The sequence below is a fragment of the Kitasatospora sp. SUK 42 genome, from assembly GCF_015776785.2.
In the GTDB taxonomy this organism is placed as follows: domain Bacteria; phylum Actinomycetota; class Actinomycetes; order Streptomycetales; family Streptomycetaceae; genus Kitasatospora.
This window is the reverse complement of record NZ_LFMD02000007.1, coordinates 445,265-464,439: the sequence shown is the minus strand read 5'-3', so window position 1 is coordinate 464,439 and position 19,175 is coordinate 445,265. Positions and strand designations below refer to the sequence as shown.

Genomic DNA, 19,175 nt, shown 5'->3' with positions numbered 1-19,175 from the left:
CGCGCCCCCCTGATCCGACCGGCGCGCGCTCCGGGGCGGGGGGAGGTGGAGATAAGGGCTCGGGACGAGATATCTTGACGTCAAGACGTTGGAGACGTGAAGCGGAGTACCGATGACTGACTCGACCATCATCTATACGCACACCGACGAGGCTCCGGCCCTGGCGACCTACTCGTTCCTGCCGGTGGTCCAGGCGTACGCCTCGACGGCGGGCGTGCGGGTGGAGACCCGTGACATCTCCCTGGCCGGGCGCATTATCGCCAGCTTCCCGGAGCGTCTGACCGAGGCCCAGCGGATCGGCGACGCCCTGGCCGAGCTGGGCGACCTCGCCAAGACCCCGAGCGCCAACATCATCAAGCTGCCGAACATCTCGGCCTCCGTGCCGCAGCTGAAGGCCGCCATCGCCGAGCTGCAGGCCCAGGGCTACGCCCTGCCGGACTACCCGGACGACCCGCAGACCGACGAGGACAAGGACGTCCGCGCCCGCTACGACAAGATCAAGGGCAGCGCCGTCAACCCGGTCCTGCGCGAGGGCAACTCGGACCGCCGCGCCCCGCAGTCGGTCAAGAACTACGCCAAGACCCACCCGCACCGCATGGGCGCCTGGACCGCCGAGTCCAAGACCAACGTCGCCACCATGGGCGAGAACGACTTCGCGAGCACCGAGAAGTCCGCCGTGATCGCCGCCGACGGCGCCCTGCGCATCGAGCTGGTCGGCCAGGACGGCACCACCACCGTGCTGCGTGAGAAGGTCCCGGTGCTGGCCGGCGAGGTCGTCGACGCCTCGGTGATGCGCGCCGCCGCCCTGAACGAGTTCCTGGCCGCCCAGGTCGCCCGTGCCAAGGCCGAGGGCGTGCTGTTCTCGGTGCACCTCAAGGCCACCATGATGAAGGTCTCCGACCCGATCATCTTCGGCCACGTCGTCCGCACCTTCTTCCCGAAGACCTTCGCCGCGTACGGCGAGGCGCTGGCCGCCGCCGGTCTGAACCCGAACAACGGCCTCGGCGGCATCCTCGCCGGCCTCGACAAGCTGTCGAACGGCGCCGAGATCAAGGCCTCCTTCGACGCCGAGCTGGCCGAGGGCCCGGCCCTGGCCATGGTCGACTCCGACAAGGGCATCACCAACCTGCACGTGCCGAGCGACGTCATCGTCGACGCCTCGATGCCGGCCATGATCCGCACCTCCGGCCACATGTGGGGCCCGGACGGTCAGGAGGCCGACACCCTCGCCGTGCTGCCGGACCACAGCTACGCCGGCGTGTACCAGGCCGTCATCGACGACTGCCGCGCCAACGGCGCCCTGGACCCGGCCACCATCGGCTCGGTCCCGAACGTCGGCCTGATGGCCCAGAAGGCCGAGGAGTACGGTTCCCACGACAAGACCTTCGAGATCGAGGCGGCCGGCACCGTCCGCCTGGTCGACGCCGAGGGCAACGTGGTGCTGGAGCAGGCCGTGCAGCCGGGCGACATCTTCCGCGCCTGCCAGACCAAGGACCTGCCGATCCAGGACTGGGTCAAGCTGGCCGTCACCCGCGCCCGCGCCACCGGCGACCCGGCGGTGTTCTGGCTGGACGAGAGCCGCGCCCACGACGCCGTGCTGATCGAGAAGGTCAGGACCTACCTGCCGGAGCACGACACGACCGGCCTGCAGATCGAGATCAAGTCCCCGGTCGAGGCCACCAAGTTCTCGCTGGAGCGCATCCGCCGCGGCGAGAACACCATCTCGGTGACCGGCAACGTGCTGCGTGACTACCTGACCGACCTGTTCCCGATCCTGGAGCTGGGCACCAGCGCCAAGATGCTGTCGGTCGTCCCGCTGATGGCGGGCGGCGGCCTGTTCGAGACCGGCGCCGGCGGCTCCGCCCCGAAGCACGTCCAGCAGCTGGTCAAGGAGAACTACCTGCGCTGGGACAGCCTGGGCGAGTTCTTCGCGCTGGCCGCCAGCTTCGAGCACCTGGCCACCACCACCGGCAACGCCCGCGCCCAGGTGCTGGCCGACACCCTGGACCGCGCCACCGGCACCTTCCTCAACGAGGACAAGTCGCCGAGCCGCCGCCTCGGTGGCATCGACAACCGCGGCAGCCACTTCTACCTGGCCACCTACTGGGCCCAGGAGCTGGCCAAGCAGACCGCCGACGCCGAGCTGGCCCAGGCGTTCCAGGGCCTGGCCAAGGCGCTGACCGAGCAGGAGACGGCCATCGTGGACGAGCTGATCGCCGTCCAGGGTTCGGCGGTCGACCTCGGCGGCTACTACCAGCCGGACCCGGCCAAGGCCGCGGCCGTGATGCGCCCGTCGAAGACCTTCAACGAGGCGCTCGCCAACCTCGGCTGACAGCAGCCGGGTCGAGCCACCGGGAGGCCCCCGGGTCCGTGATCGCGGATCCGGGGGCCTCCCCTCGTGTCAGGTCAGGCCGTCTCGAAGTCGTCGGTGTCGAAGTCCTCGGCGTCGAGGTCGCCGGCGTCCTCCCGCTCGGCCCAGCGGAACAGCCGGGAGTCGTGCGCCAGGTAGGTGGTGAAGCCGCCGAAGACCAGGGCCGTCAGGTCGACGCCGCCGGCGAGGAAGACGAGGAAGGCCGTGCGGACGATGTCGTGCTCGGCGAGCTCACCACTCGACCGGTCCGCCCACATCCTGGTCTCGTAGCCGCTCCTGTGGTTCTGTTCGGTCTCCCGCACCTGGGACCGGCTCCGGCCGCCTGCCGACCAGGAGTAGGTGCAGGTGTAGAGGTCGCCCGCCACCGGGGTGTCGTTGACCACGGCCGTCCTGCGGCCCGAGTGGTGGCAGCCGCTGAGGGTGACCGTCACCTGCTCGTCGGTGCGCAGCCACTGACGGATGTCCTGGACGGCACCCGTGGTCGCCGCGGTGCCGACGACGGCCGGCACCGCGAAGAGGGCGTACACCATCAGGGTGGGGCCCAGGGCCAGGTCGTACCGCAGCGGCAGCAGGCCGAGCACGCCCACCAGCAGCGCCAGGCCGACCACCCAGGGGGTGGAGCCGAGCCAGGCCGGGTCGTCCAGCGCCCAGGCCAGGGCCGACCGGCCGGCCACCACCACCGCGGTCGCGAAGGCGACCGCGCTGATCGCGGCGCCGGTCCGCTGGAATTCGCTCCACTGCCTCGACTTCGCCCTTGTCAACGGCCGCCCCCTCCGCGCTCGGTTCCGTTCCCCGGGTCGGTTCTCATACTGACGGTGGCGGCGTCATGATCCAATGGCCCGTTCAGGCCAGACCGAGCACCATCCCGGTCCCGGTGAGCACCAGCAGGGCGGCGCCGTTGGCGCGCGGCAGGGCGAGCGCGGTGCCGATCGCCTCGCGCAGCAGGGCGTACGGGCCGTGCGCGAGCAGTCCGTCCGCGCCGAGCACCCGGCCGGGGGCGCCGGCCCGGTGGGCGGCCAGAGCGGAGCGGACGGAGTGGAAGCCGCTGGTGACCACCGTGCAGCGGTAGCCGGGGTGCTCGGCGGCCATCAGGGCGGCGCTGAAGCGCAGGTTCTCGACGGTGTTCACGGCCCGCTCCTCGCGCCGGATCCGCTCGGCCGGGACGCCCCGGGCGATCAGGTAGCGGGCCATCGCGGCGGCCTCGGTGCACCGCTCGTGCGGGCCCTTGCCGCCGGTCACCAGCAGCAGTGGGGCGTGTCCGGCGGCCTGCTCGGCGGCGAAACGTTCCAGCGCCGCGTCCAGCCGGGCCGCCAGGGGCGGCGCGGGCTCGCAGCCGTCCAGCGCGGCGCCCAGGACCACCAGGTAGTCCGACCCGGCGGGCACCGGCCGGCGGCGCTGGACCAGCGCGCAGCCGAGGAAGCCGAGCAGCCAGAGCAGGACGTACCCGACGAGCAGCACCGGGACGAGGAACAGGGCGTGCATGACCTTCGAACGAGTCCGACGGAACGACCGTTCCGGAAGGGGCCGGAGATGCCGAGAACCCCCGTTCCGCGGGCGGAACGGGGGTTCTCACGGTCTCGGCCGGCGGGCTCAGCCCGCGTCGGCCGCCGGAGCCGCGGGAGTCGCCGGGGCAGCCGGAGCCGCAGGGGAGCCCGGTCGCCGGTCGCGCTTGTGCAGCGAGGCCAGGTAGGCGTTGTACGCCGCCAGCTCGGCGTCGCCCGAGCGCTCCTCGGCGCGGTCACGGCGGGCCGCCTGCCGCTGTTCGGAGCCCATCCACTGGTAGACCAGCGCGATCAGCACGATCGCCGTCGGGATCTCTCCGAACGCCCAGGTGATGCCGCCGGCCAGCTTCTGGTCCTCCAGCAGGTCCGTCCCGGGTGGCGCGCCCTGGACGGTGAAGGTGTTGACCAGCGGGTGGCTGGCCATCATCACCGCCACGCCGAAGAAGGCGTGGAACGGCATCCCCATGAAGAGCTCGATGATCCGCATCACGTGGCCGGGGCGGTGCGGGCCCGGGTCCACGCCCATGATCGGCCAGAAGAAGGTCAGACCGGTGAAGAGGAAGTGGACCATCATGAAGATGTGCCCGAGGCGGTACTGCATCAGGGTGTCGAACAGCGGGGTGAAGTAGACCCCGTACAGGCTCGCGATGAACATCGGGATGGTGAACGCCGGGTGCGAGATCACCTTGACGTACCGGCTGTGCAGCAGCGCCACCAGCAGCTCGCGCGGCCCGCGAGGACGGCCCTTGCCCGCCGGGCGCAGCGCGCGCAGCGACAGCGTGATCGGGGCGCCGAGCAGCAGGAGGATCGGCGTCAGCATGGACAGCACCATGTGCTGGATCATGTGCGCGCTGAACAGCACCATGCCGTAGTCGTTCAGCCCGGAGCAGGTGACCAGCAGCAGGCTGCCGATGCCGGTCACCCAGCCGACGATCCGGCCGATCGGCCAGCGGTCGCCGCGCCGGTACAGCCGGACCACGCCCGCCAGGTACAGGCCCAGGGCGACGAGGCCGCCGAGCAGGAACACCCAGTCGGGGGACCAGGTCCACACGTTGGAGAGGGTGAACGGGCCCAGTGGGGCCATCCCGCCGTGGTGGTGCATTCCTGACATTCCGTCGCCCATCGGCGGGTCCTGCTTTCCGTCCTCGTGGTCCCTGGTGCGGGTCCGCTTCGCCCGTTTTGCTTGGCATACAGCCTAGGTGGGCCTTACCTCGGCGGGTGCCCCCACCCCCTCCGTACGGGTGTCCGTCCGCCGGGGCGCCCGCTGGCTAGACTGACCGGCCGGTTCGGACTGACCGACCGGCCGGCAGGGAGGAAGAGCAGTCATGGCAGCGGCACCACGGCCCGCGGTGCGGACCACCGTCGCGCTCACCGGGGCGACCGGCTTCATCGGCTCCGCGGTGTTGACGGCCCTCGCGGCCCGGGACGCACGGGTGCGGGTGCTGGTGCGCCGTACGCGGCCCGCCGTCGACGGCGACCTCGGCGGCGACCTCACGGCGGTGCGCGGCGACCTCGCCGACCCGGCGGCCCCCGAGGCGCTGGAGGAGCTCTGCGCGGGCGCCGAGGTGCTGCTCCACCTGGCCTCCCGGGTCGGCGGCCCGGCCGAGGAGTGCGCGGCGGTGAACGACCGGGGCACGGCGGCGGTGATGGCGGCGGCCGCCCGGGCCGGAGTCCGCCGGATCGTCCACCTGTCGACCACGGCCGTGTACGGCGAGGGCCCGCACACCGGGATCGCCGTGGACGGCGTGCCGTGCGCGCCGTGCTCCGAGGCCAGCCGGACCAGGCTGCTCGGCGAGCGCCACGCCCTGGCGGCGGGCGCCCTGGTGCTGCGCCCAGGTCTGGTCACCGGGCCGGGCGACCGCTGGGTGGTGCCCGCCCTGGCCGAGCTGGCCCGACGGGTGCCGGGCCGCTGGGAGGGCGGCAGGCCCCGGCTCTCCCTGGTCGACCGCGCGGACCTGGCGCGGCTGATCACCGCGCTCGCCCTGGACGGGCACGCCGCGGCGCCGGCCGTCCACCACGCCTCCCACCCCGAGCCGGTCCGCAGCGGCGAGCTGCTCGACGCCCTGGCCGGCCTCGGCCTGTTGCCCGCCCCGGGCGGCCCGGCGCTGACCTGGGAGGAGTGCCGCCGTGCGCTCGCCGCCGCCCCCGGGCGGGTCTCCGAGCGCCAGTTCGCCATGGTCGCCCGCGACCACTGGTACCGCAGCGAGGAGATCTGGCGCCTCGCCGACTGCCCGCCCGGCCCCGGCCCGCTGGCCCGCCTCGCGGAGGCGGCACCCTGGTACCGGTCGGTGCTCGGGCTCGGCGGCTGACGGCCCGATCCGTACGGCTAGGGTCGCAGCCGGGCCGCGCGGGCCTGGAGGTGGCGCTGCTCGGCGAGGCTCGCGGTGGCCCTGGTGGCACGGCGGTAGTGCTCGTACGCCCCGGCGGTGTCGCCGGTGCGCTCCAGCAGGTGGGCGCGGACGGAGAGCAGGCGGTGGTGCCCGGCCATCCGCTGGTCCTCGTCCAGGCGGGCGAGCAGGTCGAGACCGGCCCGCGGGCCGGCCACCTCCGCGAGGGCGATGGCGCGGTTGAGGGTGACCATCGGGTTGGGCGCGATCCGCTCCAGGATCAGGTAGAGGGCGTGCACCTGCGCCCAGTCGGTCTCCTCGGCGGTGGCGGCGTCGGCGTGCGTGGCGGCGATGGCGGCCTGTAGCTGGTACGGGCCCAGCGCGGGACCGGCCAGCGCCGTCCTGGCCAGCCTGGTGCCCTCGGCGAGCAGCGCGCCGTCCCAGGCCGTGCGGTCCTGTTCGGCCAGCGGCACCAGGTCGCCCGAGGCGGTGGTCCGGGCCGCCCGGCGGGCGTGGGTGAGCAGCATCAGCGCCAGCAGGCCGGTCACCTCGCCGTCCTCGGGGAGCTGGGCGTGCACCGTCCGGGCCAGCCGGATCGCCTCGCGGGCGAGGTCGGCCCGGTCCAGCTCGCTGCCGGAGGAGGCCGTGTAGCCCTCGTTGAAGATCAGGTAGAGCACGTGCAGGACGACCCGCAGCCGTTCCTCGCGCTCCGCGCCCTCGGGGAGGGTGAACGCGCTGCCGGCCGCCCGGATCCGCTGCTTGGCCCGGCTGATCCGGGCCGCCATGGTGGCCTCCGGCACCAGGAAGGCGCGGGCGATCTCGGCCGTGGTGAGGCCGCCCACCGCACGCAGGGTGAGGGCGGTCTGGGAGGCGGCTGTCAGCGCCGGATGGCAGCACAGGAACAGCAGCAGCAGGGTGTCGTCGGTGTCCGGGACGTCCTCGGGCACCACCTCGGCGGCCGTCGTGGCCGACTCGCGTTCCCGGCGGGCGTGGTCGCTGCGGATCTGGTCGACCAGCCGACGGGAGGCGACCGTCGCCAGCCAGCCGCGCGGGTTGTCCGGCACGCCCTCCCGGGGCCACTGCACGGTGGCGGCGAGGACGGCCTCCTGGACGGCGTCCTCGCAGCCCTCGAACCGGCCGTACCGCCGTACCAACGTGCCGAGGACCTGCGGCGTGAGGTCACGCAGCAGGTCCTCGAAGCCCGGTGCTGTCGCTGTCATGCGTCCAAGTGTCCGTCGGAGAACATCACCTGGCGCACCTCGACGCCCAGACCCTCGATCGCGGCGTCCGGGATCCGGGCCGCGAGCTCGATCGCCCGCTCCCGGTCCTCGCAGTCGATCAGGTAGAAGCCGCCCAGGAACTCCTTGGCCTCCAGGAACGGGCCGTCGGTCACGGCCGGCTGGCCGTTGCGCACCGTCACCACGGCGGCCTGCGACGGGTCGACCAGCGCCTGGGTGATGATCAGCTCGCCGGAGGATTTCAGGTCCTCGATGAACCGGCCGTGCCCGGTGCCGATCGCGGCCTTCTCCTCGTCCGTCAGCGCGTCCAGCACGGCCGGGTTGATGTGCAGGCTGATCAGGAACTTCATCGTGTACTCCTCCTCGTGCGCGGGTCCCGGCGGGGCCCTTCGACCTCCGGTCGGAGCCGACCGCGCCGTCTTGACGTCCCTCCGCGAGCAATTTCCCACGAGTTCTCGTCCGTCACACCGGCCACCGATGTCAAGAAGTCTCCGGCCGCTCCGACCGCCCGGTACAAGGCTCGACGAGACAGGGAGTTTCCGAGATGCGAGTCAACCGGGCACGGCTGGGACTGGCCCTCCTGACGCTGCCGACGCTGCTGGTCGCGATGGACCTGACGGCACTGATGCTCGCCCTGCCGAGGCTGAGCGCGGACCTCGGCGCGAGCGGCGTCCAGCAGCTGTGGATCAGCGACAGCTACGGGCTGATGGTGGCGGGCCTGGTGATCACCATGGGCACGCTCGGCGACCGGATCGGCCGCCGACGCCTGCTGCTGACCGGAGCGGCCGCCTTCGCGGTGCTGTCGGTGGTCGCCGCCTTCGCCGTGGACCCGCTGATGCTGATCGTGGCGCGGGCCCTGCTGGGCGTCGCGGGCGCGACGCTGGCGCCGTCCACGCTCGCGCTGATCACCACCATGTTCCCGGACGGGAAGCAGCGCGGGCAGGCCATCGCCGTCTGGGCGACCTGCCAGTTCGCGGGAGGCGCGCTCGGGCCCGTCCTGGCCGGGTTCCTGCTCCAGCACTTCTGGTGGGGGTCGGTGTTCCTGGCCGCCGTCCCGGCGATGGCGGTGCTGCTGCTCGCCGGGCCCTTCCTGTTGCCGGAGTTCCGCAGCGAGGCGGCCGGGCGGCTGGACCCGGCCGGCGTCGGGCTGTCACTGGTGGCGGTGCTGCTGGTGCTGTACGGCGTCAAGGAGCTGCCCGTCGGGGGAGCGCCGCTGGTCCCGGTGCTCGCGCTGCTCGCCGGCACCGGCCTCGGGTACCTGTTCGTCCGCCGCCAACTGCGCATGGAGCAGCCGCTGCTGGATCTGCGGCTGTTGCGCGGCCGCCTGTTCACGGCCGTCCTGGTCGCGCTGGTGCTCGCCGGGGTCGCGATGGCCGGGACGGGCCTGCTGGTGACCCAGTACCTGCAGAGCGTGCTGGGCCACTCGCCGTTCGCCTCCGCCGTGCTGTTCGCCCCGATGGGCCTGGGCGTGGCGGCCGGCACCATGGCCGCGCCCCGGCTGGCCCGCCGGATGGCGGCGGGCACCGCTATCGCGGGCGGCCTGGCCTGCTCGGCGGTCGGCGCCCTGCTGCTGGTCGGCGTCGGAGCCGACGGCGCGGGCTCGCTGCCGCTGGTGATGACCGGCATCACGGTGCTCGCGCTGGGCACCGGTCCGCTGTTCGCCCTGGGCACCGGGCTGGTCCTCGGCTCGGTGCCGCCGGAGCGGGCGGGCTCGGCGGCGTCGATGTCGGAGACCGGAAACTACTTCGGCGGCACGCTCGGCTTCGCGCTGCTCGGCACGGTGGCCGCCGCCGTCTACCGCGACCGGACGGGCGGCGGCTCCGACTCGCTGGCGGGCGCGGTCGAGGCCGCCCGGCACCTGCCCGCCGCGCAGGGCGCCGAACTGCTGCGCACCGCGCGGGCGGCGTTCACGGCCGGGGTGCACGTCACCGGCCTGATCGCCGCGCTGCTCTTCGCCGGGCTGGCCGTGCTCACCCTGGCCCTGCGTCCGGCGGAGCGGCCCGAGCCGGAGGCCCTGCGGGAGACGGTGCACTCGTAGGGGCAGGGTGCGGTCCGGGTGCGGTCCGGGTGCGGGGCGGCGTCCGGGTGTGCGGAGATGTCCGTCGGGTGGAGGCTCTTCGTACGGAGAATGTCCAACCCGCCGCGTCGGTCGGTCGCGCCGCGAACCTTGGTAGCGTCGTCACCGTGCCGACCAACTGCGGCGCAGCAACGCTGAGATGAGAGGGCATCACATGGCCCCCAGGACCATCCGCCGAGCCGTCATCCCCGCCGCCGGGCTCGGCTCCCGCCTCCTGCCGCTGACCAAGGCCACCCCGAAGGAGATGCTGCCGGTCGGCGACAAGCCGGTGATCGAGCACACCGTCCGTGAGCTGATCGACAGCGGCATCACCGACATCACCATCGTCGTCAACGGCGACAAGGGCCTGATCCAGGAGCACTTCCGGCCCAACCCGGTGCTGGTCGAGCAGCTGCGGCGGGACGGCAAGACGGCCTTCGCGGACGCGGTCGAGGAGGTGGGGGAGCTGTCCCGCAAGGGGCACATCAGCTACCTGTACCAGCACGGCCCGTACGGCAACGGCACCCCGGTGCTCAACGCCGCCCGGCACTTCGGCGACGAGCCCTGCCTGGTGCTCTGGCCGGACGACGTGTACGTCGCCGAGGTGCCCCGCGCGCAGCAGCTGATCAGGGCGTACGAGCAGACCAACGCGCCGGTACTCGCACTGATGCCGATGGCGCCCGAGGACTCCTACCGCTACGGCGTCCCGGTGGTGAAGGAGGACCTCGGCGGCGGCTCGCTGCGGATCACCGGCCTGGTCGAGAAGCCCAAGCCGGTCGACGCGCCCTCCGCGTACGCCGCCATCGGCGGGTACGTCATCACCCCCGGCATCGTCGACGAACTGCGTGAACTCACCCGCCGCTGGCACGAGAAGCCCGAGGACGAGGTCTACCTGACCGACGCCATCAACGCCTACGCCGCCCGCCGCGCCGTCTACGGCCAGGTCATCGACGGCACCTGGTACGACACCGGCAACCCCGCCGCCTACCTGCGCGCCCAGTTCGCCGCCGCCCTCGCCAACCCCGACTACGGGCCCGAACTGCGCCGGCTCGCCGCCGAACTCGCCCCGACCGACTAGCGCGAGGATCGCCGCTCCACGCCGACGAACCGCCCGCCGCGACACGCCTCCCGCTGTCGTGGCGGGCGGCGCCGTTCGCCCGCCGTTCGCCGGCGGCCGAGGGCGGGGCGGGGGAGACGGCGGGGCGGGAATGGCTTGAGTCGGGCGTGGTTCATATGATGACGAGTCAGTAGTTATTTGCCGGTGTCATGATCCTCGGAGGGCGCCCCGGACCAGGGCGCGCCCAGGAATCCGGGCCGCTTCCCGGATTCGCTCCGGTCCTCGGGCCTGATTCAGGGGGAACCATGCGTGGCACCGTGCTCGCCGACCGCTACCGGCTGGTGGACTGGCTGGGCGGCGGGTCGATGGGCGACGTGTGGCTCGCGGAGGACGAGGTCCTGGGCCGCCGGGTGGCGGTCAAGGTGGTGAAGCCGGCCCTGCTGGAGGAGTCGGGCTTCGCCGAGCGCTTCCACGCCGAGGCCAGGGTCATGGCGCAGCTGCGGCACCCGGGCATCGTCGGCGTGTACGACTACGGGCACGGCGCTGCGGACGGGCGGCACTCGGTCGGCTACCTGGTCATGGAACTGATCGACGGGGAGCCGCTGAGCGCCGTGCTGGAGCGCCGCGGGGCCCTGCCGGTGGAGGAGACCCTCCGGATGGCGCTCCAGGTGCTGGAGGCGCTGGAGGCCGCTCACGAGTCCGGAGTGGTCCACCGGGACATCAAACCGGCCAACCTGATGGTCCGCGGCGACCGGACGGTGATCGCGGACTTCGGCATCGCCCGGCCCGGCTGCGACGCCCGGCTGACCGTACCGGGGATGGTGCTCGGCACCGCCGCCTACCAGGCGCCGGAACAGGCCTCCACCGGCGCGGTCACCGCCTCGGCGGACCTCTACGCGCTCGGCGTGGTCCTCTACGAGTGCCTCGCCGGGAGGCTGCCCTTCGACGGGGAGACCGCCCTGGAGGTGATCCTCAAGCACCTGACGGAGCCCGCGCCGCCGCTTCCCGAGGACGTGCCCGCGCCGGTGTGGGCGCTGGTCGAGCGGGCGATGGCCAAGGAGCCCGGCGAGCGCTGGCCCGACGCGGCGACGATGGCCGCGGCGGTGCGGGGCGCTCTCGCCTCGGCGGAGGGGGAGGCGCCGCGGGCCCCGGTCCGGCCCCGGCCGGTCGCCGGACGCTCACCGAGGGCCGGGCTCCGCCTGCGCGCACTGGTCGGCGTGACGGTGCTGGCGATGCTCTGCGTGGTCGGGGCCGACGGAGCGATGGCGATCCGGTCCGGCCGGGACGACGCGCCCGATGGCGCCGTCGTCGTCGTGGCCGAGCCGACGACCTATCGCGCGGGGCCCGGGGCGCCCCCGCCGGTGGAGGTCGCCCGCCCGCTCGCCGCCCAGGAGTCCGCCCCGGCGGCGCTTCCGACGCCGTCCGCCGGACCGGGAGCGGGCGAGAGCCCCACGCCCGGTGCCACGCCCGAGCCGGTCGCCGGCCGGACCTCCGCCGCGCCCGTGCGGCCCGATGCGCCCGCCCCGGCCCCAGTCGCGCCCGCGCAGACTCCCGCCACGCCTCCCGCCGTCCAGAACCCCGCCGTCCAGAACCCCGCCCCGCCCGCGCCGACCGCCGCCCCTCCGGCCCAGCCCGCGCCCCGCGAAACCGCCACGCCGACGGCGCCCGCGACGCCGACCCAGCCCCCGCAGCCCACACCGCAGCCTCAGCCGAAGCCGCAGCTGCCCACCCGCGCGCAGATCACCAGCCGTGGCGCGGTGCTGGACGACTACCTCTCCGCGGACAGGAACGGCAACCGGGTCGCCACCTACCCCGTCAACGGCTCGATGGCGCAGACGTGGGGGCTGTTGAAGGTCTCCGAGGGGAACTACCTCCTGCAAAGCGGCGCCACCAACTTCACCAGGGTGCTGGACCTGGACGAGCCCACCGGGATCGTGCAGATCTGGACGGGCCCGCCGTACCGCGACAACCAGGTCTGGTCCCTCGTGCCGGATCCGGACGGCTACCAGGTCGTCAACCACGCCACCAAGCAGTGCCTGACGTCCGACGGACCCGGCTACTTCGTGAGGGTGGCGGCCTGCTCGGACGCGGAGGGCCAGGTGTGGACGTTCTCCTGAGCCGTCGCAGCGGCGGCCGAACGGACCCCGGGGTCACGCGGGCAGCCAGGACGGCCACTGCCGACGGGGCCGGTCGGCGGGCCGGCCGGGGCCGATCAGGGCGTGCAGCCGGTCGGCTTCGGGGGAGCCGATGGCGGCCAGGATGTCGTAGGCCTCGGAGCGGCAGGCCCGGGCCGCGTCCTCGGTGGGGTCGCGCTCGGCGAGCGCGTCGCCGAGCGCCGCCAGGGCCAGCCCCCGCCCCCGGCGGTCGCCGTCGAGCGTCAGCACCTCGACCGCCCGGTCGGCCGCCTCCACCGCCTCGTCGGTGCGGCCGACGGCGCGCAGCGACTCGGTGAGCCGCAGGAGTGTACGGCCCGTCCGGCGCCGGTCGTCCGGCCGCAGCAGGGCGAGGGCGTCGCGGTGGTGGCGCAGGGCCTGCTCGAACTCGCCGCGATCGTGGGCGATCGTCCCCAGCGAGTCGAGCGCGAGCGCCTGGAGCCCGTGGTCGCCGAGCCGGTGGCAGATCAGCAGGGACTGGTCGACGACGCGGACCGCCGCCTCGAACCGGCCGAGTTCGGTGAACGCGCCCGCCAGGTTGAGCAGTTCACCCGCGACCGAGCGCCGGTCGCCGAGCCGCTCCCAGACCGAGATCGCCGCCGTGAAGCCGTCGACCGCGTCGCCCGGCCGGCCGACCTGGACGAACAGGGCGGCCAGGGAGGCGTGGGCCAGAGCGAGCAGCGGCCCCGGCAGGTCGTGGGCGGCGCACAGGTCCCGGGACCTGAGCAGCTCGGCGAGGGCCGCCGGTTCGGAGCCGACCTCGGTCAGCAGCCGTCCGAGCACCAGTCGGGCCCTGGCCTCGGCGGTTCGGTCGCCCAGTCGGAGGGCGGCTTGGAGCAGGACCTTCGCCGCGTGCCCCAGCGGCCGGGTGGCCTGGCCGGTCTCGCACAACAGGCTGCATCCGAGCAGCAGTTCGGCCACCAGATCGAGCCGGGTCGGTTCGGGGAGCCCGGCGTACTGGCCGACCAGCGCGCCGATCCCCTGGTACTCGGCGCGACCGCGGGCCGCCGCGCGGGAGTCGGGAGCGTGCGGCGCACCGGTGCCGGGCAGGGCGGCACGGGTGGCGGACGGGCCGAGGGCCGCGACGGTCTCGGCGTGGTGGAGGAGCGCCAGGCGGGTGAGGACGGCGGCCGGGCGGTCCTCCTCCGCCTCCGTCTCGGGGACGAGCCGTTGGGCGAAGGCGCGCAGCAGGTCGTGGTACCGGTAGCGGTCCGGCGGTGTGGTCTCCAGCATCGAGCAGTCGACCAGCGACTCGGCCAGTTCCTCGGCCTCGTGCCCGGGCAGGCCGAGCACCGCCGCGACCGCGCCCGGCGACAGATCGGGCACCTCCGGCACGGCCAACAGCCGGAAGGCGCGGGCCTGTTCGGGCGTCAGCTGGTCGTAGCCGAAGCGGAAAGCCGATTCGACGTCGAGGTCCCCGGTGCGCAGCACGTCCAGCCGGCGACGGTTCTCGGACAGCTTGTCGAGCAGCCGGGCCATGGTCCAGCCCGGCCGGCAGGCGAGGCGGGCGGCGAGGATGCGCACGGCCAGCGGGAGGTGGCCGCAGAGCCGGACGAGCTCCCTGGCCGTGTCCGCCTCGGCCCGCAGCCGCTGCCCGCCGACCACCTGGCCGAGCAGGCCGAGGGCCTCCTCCGGGGCGAAGGCGGGCAGCTCGACGACGTGCGCGTTGGGAAGCGACCCGAGCCTCGCCCGGCTGGTGACGAGCACGGCGCAGCCGGGCCTGCCGGGCAGCAGCGGCCTGATCTGTTCGGCGTCCCGGGCGTTGTCGAGGACCACCAGCACGCGTCGGCCGGAGAGCAGCGAGCGGAACTGGGCGGAGCGTTCGGCGAGCCCGGGGGCCAGCCCGTCCGCCGGCACACCGAGGGAGCGGAGGAAGGCGCCCAGCGCCTCCTCCGGCCGGGTCGGGCGGCCGTCGGCCCCGTGCAGGTCGAGGTAGAGCTGGCCGTCGGGGAAGTCGGCGGCCAGCCCGTGCGCGACATGGACGGCCAGGGCCGTCTTGCCCACGCCGCCCAGGCCCGACACGGTGGCCACGGGCACGGTGCGGGGGGCGAGCAGGGCGGTCCGCAGCGCCGCGGTCTGCGCCTCGCGGCCGGTGAAGTCGGCGAGGTCGGCCGGGACCTGGGTCGGGCGCACCGGTGTCCGGTACGGCGGGCGGGCCGCGGCGGTGAACGGCCGGGGCGGCGCGGGCGCCACGAGGGCGGGGTCGGCGGTCAGGATCCGGCGCTGCAGCTCGCGCAGGCCGGGCCCGGCGGCGACGCCGAGCTGCGCCCGCAGCCGCCGGTCCGCCGCGCGGTACACGTTCAGGGCCTCGGACTGCCGGCCGGTCCGGTAGAGGGCGAGCATCAGCAGTTCGGAGAACCGTTCCCGGAGCGGGTGTTCGGCCGCGACCGCGGTCAGTTCGGCGACGACCTCACCGGACGGTCCGGCCTCGACCTCGGCCTCCAGACACGACTCCAGGACGGTCACCCGGCGTTCGGTCCACTCGCCGCGCTGCCGCTCGACGTAGGGGCCGGAGAGCCCGGACATCGGCTCGCCCTGCCAGAGGGCCAGCACCGAGCGGAGCGTGGCCGCGGCCTGGGCGTGCTCCCCGGCGCCGCGGAACTCCTTCGCCTGGCCGACGAGCTCCTCGCAGCGGTGGGTGTCCAGCCCGCCGGGGTCCACGGCGAGCAGGTAGCCGCCGCCGACCGAGGCCAGTGCGGCGGGCCCGAGGACGCGGCGCAGGCGGTGGACGTACGTCCGGACCACGGCGGTCGACCTGGCGGGCGGCTCCTCGCCCCACAGGTCGTCGACGAGCCGGCCGGTCGACACGGGGTGGTTGGCCCTCAGCAGCAGCGAGAGCAGCAGGCTCCGCTGCTGCGGTGACCCGAGGGCGAGCTCGCCGCCGTCCCGCCACCCCCGCACCGGCCCCAGCACCGCGAACCGCAACCCGCCCACCGGCCGTCCCCCTCCGCCCGCAAAACCCCCCGGGCGCATGATACCGACCGCATCACCCCTGGTCAGGAGCCCCGTGCCCGGCGGCGCGGGCGGCACGGGGCTCCTGACGACGCGTGGTCGGCCGGTGAGCCGGGCCCACGTCGCGGTGGGGCGGGCGCCTCAGCCGATCCGCGGTGCCACGTGGGTGAGGAGTTCGGTGAGGTCGGTCAGCGCGGCGTTCCACCCGTGGGTCAGCACCACGCCGGCGGGGTTCAACACCACCTCGTCGACTCCCGCCTTTCCGTAGGCGGCGAGCTCGGTCGCCAGCACCTCGGGCGAGCCGTAGAGGAAGACACCGGACTCGACGAGTTCGCGGGCGCCGGCCACCGGGTCACGGGTGTCCAGGTGCAGGCCCGCGCGGCGGAGCATGTCGGCGTAGTGCGGCGCGCGCAGGTGCCGGCCGGCGCCGTTCTGGGCCAGCACCATCGGGTGGCGGTCCGGCCGGGCGACGGCGGCGTGCACCACGGTCACCACTCTCGGCGGGGCCGCCGGTTTCGGCGGGGTCGCCGGCCGGGCCGCCGCCGCGCCTTCGGCCAGGGCGGGGACGAGGACCTCGGCCAGGTACCGGGGTGGAGTCATCCAGGTGATCGCGACGTCCGCGACCCGCCCGGCCGCACGGGCCATGGCGGGCCGCAGGACGCCCGCGCCCAGCTCGACCGCCGGCGGGTGCTCCCGGTGAGGGAGCCGGAGCCGGGGCGCGGCGGAAGGCAGGTCCGGCGCGAGTGGCGCGACCGGCTGGTCGTCCAACAGCGTGCGGACGGCCCCGACGTAGTCCGCGACGGCCGCGGCCGGCCGGGCGTAGGGGGCGCCCAGCAGGCCGCCGACGAAAGAGGGCTCGCCCGCGCCGTAGCCGATCACCGGCCGGTGTCCGGTGAGCACGGCCAAGGACCGGGCCTGGGCGGCCGCCTCGAAGGGGTGCCGCAGGGCGGCCAGCGTGACCGAGAGACCGACCGGGATCCGCCGCCCGGTGCCGGCCAGCCAGGCCAGCGCCTGGTGGCTCTCCACCGTCAGGGACTGCCCGAGCCAGAGCCGGTCGGCCGCGCCGCCGCCCACCAGCGAGGCCAGCGCCGTCAGCGCGGTGAGGTCGGCCTGGTCGCGGAGGGCGTGCGGGAAGAGGACGGAGATCCGCATGCCGTTCAGCCGTTGCGCGACGGGTCGGTGGGGTCGGCGGCCGCGTCGCGCAGCGATCGGGCGACCGAGGCGGCGAGCGCCGATGCGATGGGACCGCCCTGCCGATCCGGGCCGTCCGGGCCGTCCGGGCCGTCCGGGGCGTCCGGTGTGTTCGGGCCGTCCGGGCCGTCCGGTGTGTTCGGGCCGTTCGGGGCGGCCGCGTGACGGAGCACTCCTTCGGCCACCGCCGCCGCCCGGTGCTGGCCGAAGCTCCGGCCGCGCCACCCGGCCCTGGTGTCGCCGGGCTCGTCGGCGGTGGCGATGCCCGGCCCCAGGGCGTGGGCGAAGACCGAGGTCCGCGTGCCGAGGCCGGGCAGGTCGCGCAGCGCCGCCGCCAGGGCCTCCAACTCGCCGGTGTGGGCCTGGGGGAGGTAGAGCACGACCGCGTCGCGACGCGGGTACGACCAGGGCCGGGAGAGCACCTTGGCCCGGTACCGCAGAGAGCGGGCGGCCAGCTCCCGGAGCAGCGCCGACCAGAGCGCGGGCGCGGCGGTGGGGTCCTCGACGTGCAGGTAGAGCCGCCGCAGCGACTCGCCCTCGGTCGGCCCGCCGTACGGCCCGTCCACCAGCAGGAAGCCGGGGGACACCGCGGGGCGGACGGCGGGCAGCTCGACGGTCACGGGCGTGTCCGCCGGTCGCGGGCCGTCGCTCCGGACGGCGGAGGCCGGGACGCGGACCGTCACGCCGCTCAGCTCGACCGTGAACTCCGCGGCGGCGTCCCCGGCCCCGGCCCCGGCTCCGGTCTCGGACGGGACGGCGGTGCGCAGCCGGGCGGGGGCGAGCGTCGTCGAGTGCGGTGTCGCCGATATCAGCCGCCGTTCGAACTCCACGTCACGGCGGGGCAGTCGAGTGGCGGCGCGCGCCCGGTCGTGGCGCGCCCGGTCGATGCCGGCGTGCCACTGCTCGTAGAGCGCCGTGCCCAGGGCGATCCGCAGGCCGCGCGGTGAGTCGGCGGTGATGCGGTGACCGTCCACCGTGACGGCCTGCGGGTACTCGGTGAGATCGATGTCGGTGAGTGCGGCCGCGAGCTGCTCGGACAGGTGGGTCACGACGCCACCAGCCCGATCGCCTCGATGAACCGGTCCGGGGCGAGCAGTGCCCCGCGTCCCACGCCGGCGATGCCGCGCTGAACCGCGCTCAGCGTGGGCTGGACGCTGGCGGTGGCCATGGTGCGGTCGAAGAGGTGCCAGCCGGCGTACCCGACCACCCGCTCGGCGAGCTCGGGATCGAGGCGGTCGGCGTGTTGTCGGTAGCCCTGCCAGAAGGCACTGATCACCGGTAGGACGGCGGCGAGTTCGCGCTCTCCGCTGCGCATGAGGGTGCCGTGGGCGTCGGCGGGGTGGCCGCCGTCGGCGTCGGTGAGTCCGGGGTCGGGGTCGGGGTCGGTCGCGACCTCGTCGGTGTCGACACCGGTGAACATCCGGCTCGCCGTACGGTACAGCCACTGCCCGACGAAGCCGCCGAGGTCGATCGCCGGATCGGCGAGCTGGAACTCCTCCCAGTCGGTCAGCTGGAGCGTGCCGTCGCAGAGCAGGAACTGGTCCAGCCGCAAGTCGCCGTGGACCGGACGGTGGTCGGCGGCGGCCGATCGGGCGTTCAACTCCCGTAGGGCGCCGTGCAGTCGGCGGTCCTGCTGGAGCAGCCCCCAGAGGGCCAGTTCGGCGCCGCTGCTGGCGGCGTACTCGGCCACGGTCAGCGCGGCCAGCCGGCGGCCGGTGCTCGTACCGGAACGGGGCTTCGGTCGGACGTCGGCAGCCCGGAAGCCGTGCAGCTCGGCGAGCGCCCGGCCGGCCCGCCGGGCGAGTTCGGTGTCGAAGCCCCCGTCGTCGGCGAGGGTGTTCCCGGTGACGGCGTCCACCAGCAGGTCGAAGACCAGCACCAACCGCTTCCGATCGCCGCCGAGCAGCGCCGGCGACTCCCAGGAGAGTGCGCCGGCCCCGGCCCGGGCCGACTCGAAGGCGCAGGAGCGGTCGTAGCGGTCGGCTCCGTCCGGAGCCTGGCCGTCGAGCCGTTTGATGAAGACGCCGGTGCCGTCCGTGGTGCGCCCCGCCCACGAGTCGTTGCGGCCGAGATGGCTCACCACACTGTCCGGGTCCAGGGGGGCGAAGCCCAACGCGGCCAGTGCCACCGGGACTTCGGGTGCGTACTCAAAGAGCCCCGGGGTGCGGTCGGGGCCGACCCGGTCGGCTGCCGGCCTTGCTGGTGGGGTCGAGACTGTCGCTGCCATGGCGGCCACGCTAGGGATGCCGATCGGCGGTGACCACGGGCAGGAACCTGTCAGGTCCGAGGGGGCAAGGGGTAGGACGCCCCCACTTTCCTGCTACTGGG

At 74.5% G+C, this 19,175-nt stretch carries 14 protein-coding genes; 5 read left to right on the top strand and 9 right to left on the bottom strand.

Annotated features, from left to right (window positions below; genetic code table 11):
• Positions 1 to 112 precede the first annotated feature (112 nt).
• Entirely contained in the window at positions 113 to 2,332 is a 2,220-nt protein-coding gene (locus RZ50_RS23740) for an NADP-dependent isocitrate dehydrogenase (protein ID WP_196952800.1), read from the top strand.
• 74 nt (positions 2,333 to 2,406) lie between these two features.
• On the opposite strand, the gene RZ50_RS23735 is transcribed toward RZ50_RS23740, so the two are convergent.
• The 3 genes from RZ50_RS23735 to RZ50_RS23725 all read right to left on the bottom strand — a co-directional run bounded on the left by RZ50_RS23735 (position 2,407) and on the right by RZ50_RS23725 (position 4,975).
• The gene (locus RZ50_RS23735) at positions 2,407 to 3,132 is read right to left on the bottom strand and encodes a hypothetical protein (RefSeq protein WP_196952801.1); all 726 of its coding nucleotides are present in this window, start codon (positions 3,130 to 3,132) and stop codon (positions 2,407 to 2,409) included.
• Positions 3,133 to 3,214: 82 nt separating this feature from the next.
• Positions 3,215 to 3,853, bottom strand: coding sequence for a YdcF family protein (locus RZ50_RS23730; protein ID WP_196952802.1), 639 nt, complete (start codon positions 3,851 to 3,853; stop codon positions 3,215 to 3,217).
• Positions 3,854 to 3,961: 108 nt separating this feature from the next.
• Positions 3,962 to 4,975: a cytochrome c oxidase assembly protein gene (locus tag RZ50_RS23725; protein WP_217680961.1), complete on the bottom strand. Its 1,014-nt coding sequence runs from the start codon at positions 4,973 to 4,975 to the stop codon at positions 3,962 to 3,964.
• 223 nt (positions 4,976 to 5,198) lie between these two features.
• On the opposite strand from RZ50_RS23725, the gene RZ50_RS23720 reads away from it, so the two are divergent.
• Positions 5,199 to 6,182, top strand: coding sequence for an NAD(P)-dependent oxidoreductase (locus RZ50_RS23720; RefSeq protein ID WP_196952803.1), 984 nt, complete (start codon positions 5,199 to 5,201; stop codon positions 6,180 to 6,182).
• A 17-nt stretch (positions 6,183 to 6,199) separates the two neighbouring features.
• On the opposite strand, the gene RZ50_RS23715 is transcribed toward RZ50_RS23720, so the two are convergent.
• Both RZ50_RS23715 and RZ50_RS23710 read right to left on the bottom strand, forming a co-directional pair.
• A complete protein-coding gene (locus tag RZ50_RS23715; RefSeq protein ID WP_196952804.1) occupies positions 6,200 to 7,420 on the bottom strand; it encodes an RNA polymerase sigma factor in 1,221 nt (406 codons plus the stop codon).
• On the bottom strand, positions 7,417 to 7,788 hold the full coding sequence (locus RZ50_RS23710; RefSeq protein ID WP_196952805.1) for a YciI family protein: 372 nt from the start codon (positions 7,786 to 7,788) through the stop codon (positions 7,417 to 7,419). Before RZ50_RS23710 ends, RZ50_RS23715 begins: the two co-directional genes overlap by 4 nt.
• A 194-nt stretch (positions 7,789 to 7,982) precedes the next feature.
• On the opposite strand from RZ50_RS23710, the gene RZ50_RS23705 reads away from it, so the two are divergent.
• From RZ50_RS23705 to RZ50_RS23695, 3 genes are all read left to right on the top strand, one after another.
• Positions 7,983 to 9,476 carry an MFS transporter gene (locus RZ50_RS23705; protein ID WP_196952806.1) on the top strand — a complete coding sequence of 498 codons (1,494 nt, stop codon included), beginning with the start codon at positions 7,983 to 7,985 and terminating at the stop codon, positions 9,474 to 9,476.
• 193 nt (positions 9,477 to 9,669) lie between these two features.
• On the top strand, positions 9,670 to 10,572 hold the full coding sequence (locus RZ50_RS23700) for a UTP--glucose-1-phosphate uridylyltransferase (RefSeq protein ID WP_196952807.1): 903 nt from the start codon (positions 9,670 to 9,672) through the stop codon (positions 10,570 to 10,572).
• 284 nt (positions 10,573 to 10,856) lie between these two features.
• On the top strand, positions 10,857 to 12,668 hold the full coding sequence (locus RZ50_RS23695; RefSeq protein WP_217680808.1) for a serine/threonine-protein kinase: 1,812 nt from the start codon (positions 10,857 to 10,859) through the stop codon (positions 12,666 to 12,668).
• Positions 12,669 to 12,701: 33 nt separating this feature from the next.
• On the opposite strand, the gene RZ50_RS23690 is transcribed toward RZ50_RS23695, so the two are convergent.
• The 4 genes from RZ50_RS23690 to lxmK all read right to left on the bottom strand — a co-directional run bounded on the left by RZ50_RS23690 (position 12,702) and on the right by lxmK (position 19,074).
• Complete coding sequence (locus tag RZ50_RS23690) at positions 12,702 to 15,638, bottom strand: AfsR/SARP family transcriptional regulator (RefSeq protein WP_196951634.1); 2,937 nt, start codon at positions 15,636 to 15,638, stop codon at positions 12,702 to 12,704.
• 159 nt (positions 15,639 to 15,797) lie between these two features.
• Entirely contained in the window at positions 15,798 to 16,808 is a 1,011-nt protein-coding gene (locus tag RZ50_RS23685) for an LLM class flavin-dependent oxidoreductase (protein ID WP_196951635.1), read from the bottom strand.
• Between the two features lie 5 nt (positions 16,809 to 16,813).
• The gene (locus tag RZ50_RS23680; RefSeq protein ID WP_196951636.1) at positions 16,814 to 17,896 is read right to left on the bottom strand and encodes a T3SS effector HopA1 family protein; all 1,083 of its coding nucleotides are present in this window, start codon (positions 17,894 to 17,896) and stop codon (positions 16,814 to 16,816) included.
• Complete coding sequence (gene lxmK, locus RZ50_RS23675; RefSeq protein ID WP_196951637.1) at positions 17,893 to 19,074, bottom strand: class V lanthionine synthetase subunit LxmK; 1,182 nt, start codon at positions 19,072 to 19,074, stop codon at positions 17,893 to 17,895. The genes RZ50_RS23680 and lxmK overlap by 4 nt, the downstream gene beginning before the upstream one ends.
• Positions 19,075 to 19,175: the final 101 nt, after the last annotated feature.